A 14,864-nucleotide genomic window follows, 5' to 3' on the forward strand; every position below is an offset into this window, starting at 1 on the left:
CTATGCAACACGCTTATCGTAATAGCCGCACCCGTCAAACGGTTAGCCTTTTACTCATATTCCAATTGGTTTTCTCCCCCCTTTACAGCTCACTTGCATTGGCCGGTGGGTTGACGGTCGATGCCAACGCATCATCGGCTCATCAGCCTACCATCGATGCGGCAGGTAATGGCGTGCCCATTGTTCAGATTACGGCGCCCTCAGCATCAGGCGTTTCTTTGAATAAATACAACCAATTCAATATTAATAATAACGGGTTGATTCTCAACAATAGCCAACAAATTATAAAAACTCAGTTGAGTGGCTACATAGAAGGTAATTCGAACTTGGCGACCAGCAATGGGGCCAGAATAATCGTCAACCAGATTAATGGTGGTTTGCCGTCAGCGCTTAATGGCTATGCCGAAGTGGCAGGTCAGCAAGCAGATGTCATTATCGCAAACCCAGGGGGCATCACCTGTAATGGTTGTGGCTTTATCAATACCAACCGAGGCGTACTAACCACAGGCACCGTTGAATTAGATAGTGCAGGTGCGGTTAATAATATTCGCATAAACCAAGGCGTACTTCAGGTTAATGGGCGGGGTCTTAATGCTTCAAATATTAATCAGCTAGATCTTTTAGCTCGCGCCATTGAAGTTAATGCAGACATTCATGGGCAACAAATCAATGCAATCACAGGCACTAATCGTGTTGATTATAGCGACCTTTCTACAACAACCATTGAAGGGGTAGGAGACACGCCTTCACTTTCACTGGATGTTTCTGCTCTAGGTGGAATGTACGCCAACCGTATCTTTATGGTTGGAACGGAGAAAGGGGTCGGCGTTAATAGTGAGGGCGTTATAGGGGCAGCTAAGGGAGGCTTAATACTCACAGCCGAAGGCGATATAAAACTCAAAAACACTCACTCTGAGAGCGCCTCATTGCTTACCTCAACGTCAGGCAGTATTGAGTTAGTAGGTGATCATTTTAGCGAGCAAAAAATATCGTTAGCCGCAGGGAATGACATCAAAATCGACGGCGCAGTTGGCGCTCAAGATACCGTGACTGTGTCGAGCAATCGGTTAATCATTGAAAATAGTGGATCGCTTTCGGCAGGCTATGATGATGCTGGGTTGCAGAGAGGTGAGGGCAAGTTAGATATTAAAACCAGTGCAATGCTGAATAATGGCTCCGTTGTTGCGCAAGATATTAGCGTGATAGCACAGCAGCTTGAAAATGAGGGTTCTGTCGCTCAAGTGGGTAACGGAGACGTAAGCATCATTGCTGATTCCCTTGTGCGAAATAGCGGAACCTTGTCGGCCACAAAGCAACTTTCGATCAATACCGCTGATTATGATAATAGCGATGGCACGGTAGTGAGTCGTGGTGACTTACAGGTCGATGCAGTAGACATTACCAATCAAAATGGGCGATTAATTAGCGAGTCAATTGTTAAGCTAAATGGAGATCAATTAGATAATACTCAAGGCACTCTTTTAGGTGAAAAAGGTATCTCTATTGATGTGGCGACTATTGTAAATGACGCTGGAAAAATCCACAGTCTAAAAAATCTATCGGTTGACGCAAATACCCTCAACAATACATCAGGGGAAATAGTCGGTGTAGGCGCTGTTGATATAAGCGCTTTAGACACGACTAACTTAGATGGAACGATTCAAAGCAATGAACTGCTTTCAGTGACCGGTAACTTAATTGATAACCGTCGCGGTTCGATGAGGTCTGCAAAGGGGGTTTTTCTGAATGCCGATAGCATTAGCAATGAGTCAGGAAAAATACAAAGCGAAGCAATACTCGGCGTAGTGAGTAACCATCTAAAAAACAGCGATGGTGAACTGCTAGTGTTGGCAGGGGAAGACCTGCGACTTAACCTTAAAACGTTAGATAATCGTGGCGGTCTTATTGAGACTAATGCAAGTAACCTAACGCTCAATGTTGAGCGTATCGACAACTCTGAAGGCGGGAAAATCAGCCACTATGGGGATCAGACTCTCCAGTTCTTAGGCGATACCCTTAACAATCAGTTGGGAGATATTCAAAGCAACGGCCAGATAGATATCAATGAGCGTCATCTGATTGATAATAGCAAAGGCGATATATCAGCTATCAAGAGCATAGCGTTATCGGTTGCATCAGGCGACGTGAACAACAGCGATGGCAAGGTTGAGGCGGAGCTATCGCTGAATGTTATTGCTCAAAATGTGATTAACCAATACGGTGAAATGACATCCAACCAATCTATATCGCTAAGCTCAGATCATCTGATGAATGACAATGGGTTGTTGGTGGGCCAAAAAGCGCTAACCCTTAAGACGGCAACACTCACCAATGATGCAGGTGAGCTTCAAGCAGGCACGGTGTTGTCATATATCGGTAATGTTTTAGATAACAGCCAAGGTGTACTCGTCGGCGGCAACGGGGTCAACCTTGTTGCAAATACGATTATCAATGCATTTGGTCAACTACAAACAGGCAGCACCCTTCAGCTGACGGCTGACAAGTTAGAAAATCAAAATGGCTCTGTATTGGTTCTATCAGATGCCGATCAGGAGGTGACATTAACAACATTAGATAACCGAAATGGTGAGTTTGAAACGAATGCTAAACACTTAACCTTAGACGTCTCTTACTTAGACAACTCTGCAGGCGGAAAAATAACCCACTTTGGTGATCAGAGTACGGTTATTAGAGGTTCTGAATTAAATAACCAGAACGGTATTATTAGTAGCAACGGCCTGCTTGATATCACTGAAGACAGGCGTGTAAACAATAATGATGGCCAGATAACAGCAGTTAAAAATCTGCAGCTATTGGTTACAACGGGTGATGTTCAGAATAACTCAGGGTTATTTGAATCAGGCGGTTTGCTTGATATAACCGCGTCAATTATCAATAACAACCGCGGTAAAATATCCTCACAACAAGCGCAGAGGTTAAGTGCTGCAGGTATCCAAAATCAACTCGGAAAAATCGAGTCTGCCACGACGTTAGACGTTAATGCTACTTCACTGGATAACCGCAAAGGGTCGTTGTTATCACTCTCTTCGTCTGATCAGAAGCTAGATATTAACCAAATTGATAATAGAGAAGGTTCTCTTGCTAGTAATGCAAACAACTGGGTAATTGAATCGACTCAGCTTAATAATACGGTGGGAGGAAGTATTTCACACCATGGCATAGGCATGGCGAGCATCAATGCGGGTACTAACAATAACAGCGGCGCAATAAAAAGTAATGGTATGTTAACGCTGAACCAGAAGGGCGTGCTTGATAATCGGTCAGGCCTAGTATCGTCTGTTTCTGACCTTACGATAAACGCCTCAGAAATAAATAACCAGAAGGGTGAGGTAGCCGCTGGAGGCTCTATAAGCCTTATTTTCTCACTGGGCAATCGCCTGCTAGACAACACATTATCAGGCATGGTTCAGGCGGTTTCTAGCTTATCTATCTCGAACCTCGCGACGTTAAAAAACCAAAATGGCCAGATATTGGCAAATAACCAGTTGAGTATTTTAGCTGATCATTTCAACTATCAAGGCCAAATAGATGCTGGGTATATCGATGTATCTAGTCATAACGAAATTAACATTGCCGCAGGGCAGTTATGGAATACTGCAGGTCAACTGACGTTGCGTGCTGCAGGGCATTTAGTCTTGAATGGTGAGATAAACACAGGTAGAAATTATGAGCTAATTGCACGTGATATGACGGTAGGTAATTCTGGCATTTTGGCTGGTGCGTCTCAGGGTAATATCGCGATAAGTAATAATTTTTCTAACTATAACCGAGTGAGTTCAAATCAAGCATTGCCTGTTGTAGCCAATAAATTCGATAACTATGGTGACTTTGGTGGGCTAACTACCGAGCTTAATGTGGGCTCACTCTACAATACAGGGTTACTATTCGGGCAAAGCAGTCTGAATATATATAGCAATAGTTTATATAATGACCGGGGTGATATTTTTACTTTCGGTGATATGACTCTGGCAAAAGATTCAGCATTAAATAAGTCGCATGAAATCACTAACAATCATGGTTTGATTCAATCTGAAGGCAATCTAAGATTTAATACAAAGTCTTTTTTAATGTGGGTAGTTACGAGGCGGGTCCTTCAAATATCGTCATTGAGGCGCCAGTTTACTCACATGGGAAGAATGCGTTCAATGTGACCATCGGGCATATCGATGAGGGGGTGAGAAACACTAAAACAACGATTACACGCGAGACACCCACCGCGATTAATCAACAAATGGCGATGGTTGTTTCTGGTGGGTCTTTAAATGCCCATGCAGACACCTTCGTCAACGATGTGAGTTACATCGGCGCAAAAGGAAGTATTCAATTATCAGGCTCTACCTTTAATAACCATGAAGGGACTGGCGCAGAATATATTAAAACAGTGACTGAAGCGGCATGGTGGATAAAGAAAAGGCCTAAAAAGTGGAAAAGCCATAAAAATTACCGTAGAACATCAGCCGCAGTAATCGTTAACACTGTGGGTACTGTATCCATTGCCGCTTCAATTATTGAATCTCTTGGTAATGTCGCCTTACATTTTTCTAGTGTGATCAATAACGGAACGGTTACCAAAAATACTCGATCAGTCGCGGTCACGACAGTTTCCTCTCACCAAAATAGTGTCAAGGGCAGCGGAACTGTGACACTAACGGCTCCGACTGCTAGTAACCTTGGTGGTTCAATCGATGCACCGAGCGCTTCCACACAAACAGACACGCTTTCTCCGCTTTACACTGCCGGCAGTGTTGCAGGGTTGGGAACGGTTCTGAATACTGTTGTGATTTCTACGGTTACCGGAAATAGCTTAATGGTGCTAGATCCATTGTTGATTCCAGGGTTTAAGCTGCCGGGCAGTCATGGTTTGTTTACCATTAATACAAACCCAGATCACCCTTACTTGATAGAGACTAACCCTTTACTTACCAACTACAACAACTTTACCAGTTCTGACTATTTGCTTGACCGTCTGGACTGGAGTGGTGATGAATATCTGCGTCGAATAGGCGACGGCTTCTACGAGCAAACATTAATCGAAAATAGTCTACAGGCTCAAACGGGAAGCCGTTATCTAGATGGGCTGGCCGGTGCAGAGATGTTTGAACAGTTAATGGATAACGCCGTTCAAACAACGGAAGACCTAGACCTCAGTGTCGGCGTTGCACTGAGTAAAGACCAGGTTAATCGACTCACTCGCAGTATGATCTGGATGGAAACACGCATTGTAGATGGTGTAAAAGTGCTTGTTCCGGTGGTCTACCTTTCGTCTAATCGAGAGCTAAAAGCAGAAGATGGTGCTCTCATTGCCGGTAAAAATGTCGCGATTTTAGGTAACTCAGATGTAGTTAATACAGGTGTAATTGAAGCCTTAGACACGCTGTCAGTCTCAAGTGTTACAGGTAGCATTACTAATCGCCAAGGCACCTTAGTGGCGGGTAATTTGTTACAGGTAGATGCGGCAAAAAATATCAGTAATTTGAGTGCGCGTATAGAGGGTAAGACATTAAGCCTTGCTGCTGGCGATAGCATTATTAACGAAACACTGATTGAAAACGTAGGCAGTATTAAAGAGCTAGCGTTTAGTCACCAAGGCGCGCGTGCAAGCTTGAGTGCAGAGCAGACACTTGAGTTGACTGCAGGTAAGAATATCACTGACAAAGCCGGATTGATCACTGCAGGGGACGCATTAACACTCAGCGCCGGTGAGGAAGTACGGGTTGAATCTCAAGAGCAGGTTACCGGTTACCAATTCGGTGGAGGGTCTCACTATCAAACCTTAGATCGTCGAGATCATTTAACTAGCGAACTGCAAAGTGGAGGCGATTTAACGGTCGCCTCTGGTGGTAATATTCTGCTACAAGGTGCGTCTGTAAATGCGGCAAATAACTTAGTTGTAAATGCGGCTGACAATATCAATTTACTGGCCGTAGCGAATACCCGAGATGAGTCATTTAGCTACAGCCGAAAAGGCAGTTATGGTAGCTCAGATAAACGCACGTCATCAGAGTCTAGTGCGGTTAATCATCAAAGCACTGCGCTTATTTCGGGTGCTGACTTAACACTGAGTAGCGGTCAAAACCTTCTAGCTTATGGCTCAACGGTTCAGGCAGTGGGTAATGTAACTATCGATGCTGCTGAGAATATTAAGCTGATCGCGGCTGTTGACCAAGAAAACTACGCCTATCAGGAGAAAAAAGAAAACGCCGTAAAGTACAGTAATGAGTCTCACGGGTATCAACAACAAAACGCCATTTCATCGAGCATTAATAGTGGTGGCGATTTAACTGTAAACACCGTAGGGAACATACACCTATTAGGTTCTGAGTTGCAGGCAGAAGGCGATATGATCATCGGGGGCAGCGCCCTTACAAAAGCATCTCAAGCGAGTATCGCTACCACCGGAGCAGAGAACGTTATTGTAGATACCATCGAACTCACTAATGAGCAATGGCACGAAAAAAGTAAAGGCTTTAAAGGGCCGGTTAAAGAGCTTATTAAGGTGGCATCTATTGGCTTTGCTGCGATGATGGGGGGCGTGGTTGATGCACCTGCAATGGAGGTTGCGAGTAGCCAAGAATTAAGAACCCAGCAGACGATCCAAAACGGCTCATACATCGCGGCCGAGAATCTATCTATTGAAAGTGAAGGGCTTACTCGCCTTGCCGGAGCAGAGGTCAATGTCACTGAAAACCTAATCGTAAACTCAGGCGACATTCAAATTGATGCCGTGGCCGACACCCGTGAGCACTATCAATCATCAACGACAGAGTCTATAAAAAGCCTGGGCATGGCGTTAAAGAAAGATGAAGTATCGCTAGGCGGTATTGAGATCGCAAAAGAAAAAGAAAGCCAATTAGTTAGCACCACCACTTGGAAGGGAAGCCAACTCAGTGCAGGCAATATCAGCCTGAATGCAGATAGAAATGTCGATATTACCGCATCTCAAATCACAACTGAGCAAGACCTTGATATCAACGCCGGTGACAATCTCACGGTGACAGGCAAGCAAAATCAACACGCGGTTACCGATAAATACAGCAAAGAAACGCAAACCATTACCGCCGCTGTTCGAAACGCCTATGTTGATGTTGGCTTCGCGGTTGATGCCGTGGCTGAGGCCGAAAAAGGGGTGTCAACAGCCCGAAAATCACTAAGCGAAGCCAAACAAAAAGTTAAAGACGGCAAGCTAAGAGAAAAAGACATCAAATACTATGAAATAAATCTCGCGGCAGCCACGGCTAACTTAGGTCAGGCCGTCATCGCGTTAGGTTTAAGTGGCGCAACCGCAGCAGGCACCACCGCAACCGCAGGCTTTTATGTTAGCGGAAGTGCCGTACGAGAAAAAACAGAAACCGCTACACAAACCCAAACCGGTGAGTGGAATGGCAGCCAGGTGATCGCAGGCGGAAATGCAGCCCTCTCGAGTGGTCAACAGCTCGCATTGACGGGGTCAGACCTATGGGTTGGCGGCAATGCAGACCTCAGCAGTCAAAACATCCTCATCAATGCCGGAGAGAGCACCGCATCAAGCAAAAGCGAAACTCACTCAGATAACCAAAGCATTAGCGTGAGTTATGGCGCCAAAGGCCTAAGCGGAAATATACAAGCAGGGTTCAAAAATAGCGACGCAGACAGCGAAAGCCTGCATTATCGAAATAGCCAAATTGTCGCCACCAATCTAAGCAGTCACAGCGACACATTAACCGTTTCAGGCGCAGCGCTACAGGCAGACCATATCAATATAGCCACCGACACGTTAGTGGTAGAAAGCCTACAAAACTACGACCGCAGCAACAGTCAAACCAGAGGCGCGAATGCCGGTGCAGGGTTTGGTAGTAGCGGCTTAACCTCTATTAATGCAGGCCTAGAAAAGTCTGACAGCGAAAGCGAACGACGTTGGGTCGATGACCAAACTCAAATCATCGGCAGCGAATCGGTTGTTATCAGCGCCAAAGATACCACACTAACCGGCGCTCTTATCGCCAATGCGACATACGATGAACAGGGTCAATGGGTCGATCAAGGCAACCTGACACTCAATACCGACACCCTAACCGCTAATCATCTATATGACACCGATACTGCAAAATCAGAAGGGTTTAACCTCAGTGTCAGTGTCAATATTGATGGTCAAGCTTCTAATACAGACAAACCCGCCAATGATAGCGCCGGCCCACAAACCGGCCAAACGACCATCGGTGGGCATTATAACGGGCATGAAAAAAACCAGACTACTTACGCGACGGTTGGTAATGGAAAGATCACTGCTGGGGGAGAAACCCAAACTGATATTGCAGGCCTGAATCGAGATATTAGCAACGCGCAGGAGGTTACTCAGGATATTGAAATTGGAGGGCTGAATGCGAGTGTGACGGTTGATCATCGGTTGTTTAGTGAGGAAGGGCATGAAAGCATTGCTAATGACTTTGATAAGACCGGAGAATTGACTCAAGAAACAGGTAGTGATTTTGTTAAAGTAGCTAGAATAGAAAATGATGAGGGCAACGGACTTTACTACGCCCTAAACCTCCTAACCGAAAATACGGGAGGGTTGCTTGCAGAGTTGCCAATACTCATTGGGCAAGGTGATATCAATAATAAACAAATTCAAGTTGTCACCGATGGCTCAAAATACATGAAAGGGCGTGAAGATGATTTTCAGTCAATTGAAGACAGTGAACTCTATCTAAAACTCCCCAAAGATAAACAAAAACTACTTGAAGGTAAAAACTATTACATTACCAAAGTTGACGTACGAATTAATGCAGAGAATGCGACCTATCAGAATGCTACTAACGGTATGATGAACGATGAGGGGCTCGCTATTATTAACGCTATGCAACAGACTAGTAAAACGAACAAAGACAATGAAGTCGTAGGTGATGTTGCCTTTACATTAAACTACAATCCCACGCACGGTTTTCTATCGGATGCGCTGGAGTCTGGGCTAGATAACTCTGGCTTTTGGACGACGGGAATAGCAAAGCAAACCGGTGGTTTCATCCGTGATGTGACCACTGCCAGAGGCAAAGAGGGCTCTAATTTTAATAACCACTCCCAAGGTAATATCTTAAATCGAGTAGGGTTAGACTACATTAACAGCAAAGGCGATTATGAAGAGGGAGGGTTTAAATCGAGGGGTTATTTTATTGATGAAAGTAAGACTAGTATTGAGAAACAAGGAGAAGGTATCCCTACATGGGCTGGTTTTGGTTCGCCCGTGAATACTGAAGTTATGAAAAAAATGGTAGAACAAGATAGTGGTTTTAAGTATCAAGGAATGTTCACTCATGATGGGGACTATGTCGGCGAAGGTATCGGTGGTAACAAAGGTGAAAACGAGCAAGTCAAAGATTCATATTATGAAAAATTACAGTTATTAGAGGTTGTTGACCTGTTCGGAAAGGACTCACCGCATAGTACATATGGCTGCAGTGAGTATTACAATGCAAAATGTGGAGAACCTTAATGATGAACTCGATGATAAAAGACATCTTTTTAACTATGTTGGTCTGCACATTTTTAACGGGTTGTAGTTTTGGTAGCCGGATGATTAATGTAAGTGATAACGATAAGTTTGAAAATCCCTATGTGGGGTTTAATGCGCCTGCTAGTAATTGGAGAGTCTGTACTGACTATATCCATAGATATGAGAAGAATTGATCCTTTATAGGAAAGTAGTTGAATGAAAGTTGTATGTGAAATCAACAATATCTTGGAGCTGAACGACAGCTCTGTAGTTGACCGAATTAAGAAATATATTCATCTTTCAGATGGTCAGCTTAATTTCGAGAAAAATAAAGAGTACTGTGTTTACGGCATTGTCTTCAGGGAAAACTCTCCGTGGTATTACTTATGTTTAGATGAGGATGATGAAAGCCCAACAGCGTATCCGGCTGAGTTGTTTAAAACTACGGATGGGTGTTTGTCATCACATTGGAGATTGTCAGTGCAGGAGTCTTCTTTAGTATTTGATAAATGGGCCAGCGACTCGTCGTTCTATGAAAGGCTTGTCGAAGAGGATCCTTCTGCAATAGAGCAATTTAAGTCTTACCGGTCGTTAATGGATAAGGAATGATAATTAGTAAAAGCCCGCGCTATAAATAATTGTAAATAATTGGGGTCAGAGTAACATTTAACCCTTTATGAACAGCTAGCAAATCCACAATCTAATTTGGTTACAAGGAAGCAACCATGCCAAGATTATCTAGACTTTGTCCAGTGGGCATTCCAAATTAAAGGGGTCAAAAATTAAAGGGGTCAAAGCCCTTATAGATAAGTTTGATTTAGAGGCAAAAAAGGGCTTTGACCCCTTAAATTACTGATCCTAGAGGCAAAAAAGGGCTTTGACCCCTTAAATTACTGATCCGAAAACTGGTGCTCTAAGTCAGCAAGTTAAAGAGGGAGTTTTCGAAATAGGTGTCACAAAAGATGGGGTAATAGACCATCGTTTCTTTAGGCCGAATAATTAACTATGATTTATTTAACAGTAGATGGGATGTTTTCAGGTACAGGTATTCGAGATTCAGTTGAGGGTGGATACCTGAAGTTGGAAGAATTGAATATATCGGACGATTTAAAAAATAAGATTACATATTGGCTGAGTTGTTACGAGGATGCGCATTATTCACAGTATGAAGACGAGTCAGAAGTTGCCAGCTTAGATAGCGAGGGTCTTGATATTTGTATAATGCTGAGGTCAGAAATACCTGATTCAAAGGTTGAATATTATTCTAGTGCCGAAATGAAGAAGATCGCCATATAAAATAATTAGCCCCGCATCAAGGGGCTAATTATTTAACTTAAAAGTTAAAGGGTCGTAACGATTTCGGGATTAAAGGGGTCAAAGCCCTTTTAGGCAAGTTTGATTTAGAGAGGGTACAAGGTTACATTTAGCAGACGTATAGCAATTTTAATTTCAAGGATGAAATTCATGCCACGTAAACCTAGGTTTTACTTACCAAACGTCCCTGTGCATATAGTGCATCGAGGACACTCACGCTCAGCGGTTTTCTTTGAAGATCAAGATTATTCAACCTATTTGTACTGGCTAAAGAAGGCCGCGGAAAAATACAGTTTATCGATACATGCTTTTGTTTTAATGACGAACCATGTACACCTACTTGTCACACCAAAGCTCGGCGAGGATGTTAGCTTGTTTATGCAATATATAGGGCGACGTTATGTGCCTTATATCAATCATAAATATGGTAAGAGCGGTTCAATTTGGGAAGGACGTTATAAGGCCTGCTTAGTTCAAGAGGATACCTACTTTCTTTCTGTGATGGTGTATATAGAGTTGAACCCGGTTAGGGCAAATATGGTTGAGTCGCCATCGCATTATCGCTGGTCTAGTTGTTGTCATAATACGGGGGGTCAAAATATAAAACTAATTGATAGTCACTCAATTTATGAGTTATTAGGTGTAGATAAGGTAAGTCGTACTAAAGCATATCAAGCACTGTTCAAGAGCCATTTAGGTAAAGACTCAATGAAAAAAATATCAGACGCGTGGTTAACAGGGACTCCATTAGGTAATGATTACTTTAGGGAAATCATAGAAAACACATTGGTAAAGAAAGTAGGGCAAGATAGGCGTGGCCGTCCAAGTAAGCAGACAAAAAGGGCTTTGACCCCTTTAATATGACCCCTTTAAGATATGAGAAAAAGCCAATCTATTTTTAATGACATTGCTAAACGCTATGAACAAGACAGTGTGATTGTGACGAGCAATTTACCCTTCTCGCAATGGTCAACAGTGTTTGCAGATGATCAAACGCTGACAGCTGCATTACTAGACCGACTTTTACATCATGCCCACATCGAACAAATATCAGGAGAGAGTTATCGTTTAAAGGCAAAGAAAGCCGCAGGCATAGTGCCGGTATCAACTCAAAATAAGATTTGATACTTAACGACAAAACCGCTAAGGGTGGGTCAATTTTAAATTACCGTTGACATTAGTGAGTTCAACGCTTATTGACTCGCCAAATATTTACTACGAAACGCCCATAAAAATGTTAATCTCTCTCTGAATTTTTAACCTGGAGGGTAGTATGAACCCTGACTTTATAAATGCCACGATAGGTGGCGTAATGATTGCCTTCTCTGTGATTATTATGATGAGCTTGTTAGGCAAAGTGACGGGGATAAGCGGCATTATATGGCAAAGCATTAAGTTTGATAGTGCTGAGCCGGGTAGACTCTGGCGGCCTGCGTTTATTGTTGGCCTAATTATTGGCCCATTGTTGGTTCATTTCTTGTTGGGTTGGGAGTTTCCGGCTCCTCAGAGTGATAATGTTTGGCTTATTATCGTCTCAGGATTATTGGTTGGGGCTGGTACTCAGTTGGGCTCTGGCTGTACTAGCGGCCACGGTATTTGTGGCATTGGACGGTTTTCTTCTCGATCGATTGTCGCCACGGTGACGTTTATGGCTGCGGGCATTCTGACCGTCGCTATCGTTAATGCTTTGTAGTTGGAGGGGGAGATGAGTATTTTTATTGCATTGATCGCAGGTATTATTTTTGGTGCTGGCTTACTTGTATCGGGAATGATGGACCCTGAAAAAGTGATTGGTTTCTTGGATCTTTTTGGCGAATGGGACCCCTCATTAATGTTTGTAATGGGGAGTGCGTTAATCGTTACTGTGCCTGCATTTAGGCTTATTATGCGTAGACAAAAACCTATTTTTAATGAGCGTTTTAGTTTGCCGCTCAAAACCTATTTAGATAAGCCTTTAATCGTGGGGGCTGCAATTTTCGGTGTAGGTTGGGGACTTTATGGCTACTGCCCAGGGCCGGGGATTTCATCTTTGGCATCATTAAACGTAGCTAGCTTTTTATTTGTGCCTAGCATGTTAGCGGGTATGTGGTTGGCTAATAAGGTCGCCAATAAATAATGATGCTCATAACGACTAATGGCCGAAGTAGTTTCGACCATTAGTCGTTATGAGCGGGAGCAAACGCTAAAGGCGATCAGCATCATTCGCTTGTTCACGTAAGACAAATTTTTGGATTTTTCCGGTGGATGTTTTTGGCAATTCGCCGAATATCACCGTTTTAGGTGCCTTAAAGTTTGCCATGTTGTCTTTGCAAGAGTTGATGACCTCTTGCTCTGTAAGCTCTGCATCGGGTGCTAAGGTGATAAACGCACAAGGGGTTTCTCCCCACTTGTCATCATGTTTAGCAACCACGGCTGCTTCTTGTATTTTGGGGTGTCGATATAAAATATCTTCGATCTCGATGCTTGAGATATTTTCGCCCCCCGAAATAATGACATCTTTTGAGCGGTCTTTAATTTCAATGTAGCCATCTTCATGCCAGACTGCTAAATCGCCAGAGTGGAACCAGCCCCCTTTAAATGCAGCGTTTGTGGTGGAGGTATTCTTTAAATAGCCTTTCATTATGAGGTTTCCTCGCATAAAAATTTCACCGATGCTTTTTCCATCTTTGGGTACGGGTATTAATGTCGAGGGATCTGCGATCATTAGTTCATCAAGCATTGGTGCTCTAACACCTTGTCGGGATTTTAGTTTTGCTTTTTGCGCTTCGTTCTCATCATCCCATTTATCGTGCCATGCACAGACTACTGATGGGCCGTAGGTTTCGGTGAGGCCATAAACATGCGTAACTTTAAAACCCATTTCCTCCATGCCTTGTATGACTGCCGCGGGTGGTGCTGCGCCGGCAGTCATTACTTTAACTTCATGGTTAATACCTGCTTTTAGTTCTTGAGAGGCGCTATTAAGCATGTTGAGAACGATCGGTGCACCACAGAAATAGCCCACTTTCTCAGTTTTTATTAGGTCATAAATCAGCTCGGGTCGCACTTGGCGAAGGCTAACACTGGTGCCTGATGTCGCTGCAATAGTCCAAGGAAAACACCAACCATTGCAGTGAAACATGGGGAGTGTCCAGAGATAAACCGGGTGGTTGACCATATTCCAAGACATCACATTGCTTACCGCATTAAGATATGCCCCGCGGTAATGATATACCACCCCTTTTGGATCGCCAGTGGTACCTGATGTGTAGTTAAGTGAAATGGCATCCCATTCGTTATCGGGAACTGACCAAGTGTAGTCCGCATCGCCTTCTTCAAGAAATGCATCATAGGTTAACTCGCCTATCAGGTGTCCACCAACATAGTTAGGGTCGTCAATATCAATAATCAATGGTTTATTAGGTACCATTTTTAGTGCTTTTTCAGCGACTTCAGAAAACTCTCTATCGACCAATAATACTTTGGTTTCAGCGTGCTGGAGAATAAACGAGATGGCCTCAGCATCAAGTCGAGTATTAATGGAGTTAAGAACCGCGCCACTCATGGGGATGCCAAAGTGAGCTTCAAAGTGCTCGCTAATGTTTGGCGCAATAATCGATACAGTTTGCCCCTTGGTGATTCCGCGTTTATTCAATGCACTGGCTAATTGACGGCATCGATCATAGACCTCTGCCCAGTTTTTGCGGATGTTTCCATTTACTGTTGCTGTTTTGTGGGGGTAAACAAATGCAGATCGCTCTAAAAAAGAAATAGGGCTAAGTGCCGCATAATTTGCAGCATTTTGATCAAGGGACTGTTCGAATATGTTGTTATTTTGGGTCATTTTTTTACCTGATGGCGTCACATTTCTAATAAGTTAAATTTCGCTGACTCTTATTTTGATACGTATTTAAAAAGTATATTGCCTTTTCGGTTATGGCTCTCTAATCATTTAGTCTTATTGTTTACGAGTATAGTCAGAAGAAATGTTAGTTGCTTTACATCGACTCACGCCCCTGATAAGCGACAAGGGTCTTACTTTTTACGCTGTACTCAATTTAATGCTTTTTTGGAATTTCGATAC

Annotated in this window: 10 protein-coding genes; 9 read left to right on the forward strand and 1 reads right to left on the reverse strand. The window is 43.4% G+C overall.

Features of this window, described 5'->3' with window-relative positions:
* Positions 1–2: 2 nt before the first annotated feature.
* The 9 genes from NKI27_RS02495 (at position 3) to NKI27_RS02535 (ending at position 12,917) form a co-directional block, all read left to right on the forward strand.
* A complete protein-coding gene (locus NKI27_RS02495) occupies positions 3–4,172 on the forward strand; it encodes a filamentous hemagglutinin N-terminal domain-containing protein (protein WP_265048124.1) in 4,170 nt (1,389 codons plus the stop codon).
* Positions 4,091–9,487: a hemagglutinin repeat-containing protein gene (locus tag NKI27_RS02500; RefSeq protein WP_265048125.1), complete on the forward strand. Its 5,397-nt coding sequence runs from the start codon at positions 4,091–4,093 to the stop codon at positions 9,485–9,487. The genes NKI27_RS02495 and NKI27_RS02500 overlap by 82 nt, the downstream gene beginning before the upstream one ends.
* Complete coding sequence (locus NKI27_RS02505) at positions 9,487–9,681, forward strand: hypothetical protein (protein WP_265048126.1); 195 nt, start codon at positions 9,487–9,489, stop codon at positions 9,679–9,681. Before NKI27_RS02500 ends, NKI27_RS02505 begins: the two co-directional genes overlap by 1 nt.
* A gap of 22 nt (positions 9,682–9,703) precedes the next feature.
* On the forward strand, positions 9,704–10,096 hold the full coding sequence (locus NKI27_RS02510; protein WP_265048127.1) for a hypothetical protein: 393 nt from the start codon (positions 9,704–9,706) through the stop codon (positions 10,094–10,096).
* Positions 10,097–10,492: 396 nt separating this feature from the next.
* Complete coding sequence (locus NKI27_RS02515; RefSeq protein WP_265048128.1) at positions 10,493–10,783, forward strand: hypothetical protein; 291 nt, start codon at positions 10,493–10,495, stop codon at positions 10,781–10,783.
* Between the two features lie 168 nt (positions 10,784–10,951).
* Positions 10,952–11,665, forward strand: a complete 714-nt coding sequence (locus NKI27_RS02520) for a transposase (protein WP_265048129.1) — start codon at positions 10,952–10,954, stop codon at positions 11,663–11,665.
* 12 nt (positions 11,666–11,677) lie between these two features.
* Positions 11,678–11,926, forward strand: coding sequence for an ATP-binding protein (locus NKI27_RS02525; protein WP_320109444.1), 249 nt, complete (start codon positions 11,678–11,680; stop codon positions 11,924–11,926).
* Positions 11,927–12,074: 148 nt separating this feature from the next.
* Entirely contained in the window at positions 12,075–12,494 is a 420-nt protein-coding gene (locus NKI27_RS02530; protein WP_265048130.1) for a YeeE/YedE family protein, read from the forward strand.
* Positions 12,495–12,506: 12 nt separating this feature from the next.
* Positions 12,507–12,917 carry a DUF6691 family protein gene (locus NKI27_RS02535; protein ID WP_265048131.1) on the forward strand — a complete coding sequence of 137 codons (411 nt, stop codon included), beginning with the start codon at positions 12,507–12,509 and terminating at the stop codon, positions 12,915–12,917.
* A gap of 66 nt (positions 12,918–12,983) precedes the next feature.
* On the opposite strand, the gene NKI27_RS02540 is transcribed toward NKI27_RS02535, so the two are convergent.
* Positions 12,984–14,624 carry an acyl-CoA synthetase gene (locus tag NKI27_RS02540; RefSeq protein WP_265048132.1) on the reverse strand — a complete coding sequence of 547 codons (1,641 nt, stop codon included), beginning with the start codon at positions 14,622–14,624 and terminating at the stop codon, positions 12,984–12,986.
* Positions 14,625–14,864 lie beyond the last annotated feature (240 nt).

This window comes from Alkalimarinus alittae, from assembly GCF_026016465.1.
Classification (GTDB): domain Bacteria; phylum Pseudomonadota; class Gammaproteobacteria; order Pseudomonadales; family Oleiphilaceae; genus Alkalimarinus; species Alkalimarinus alittae.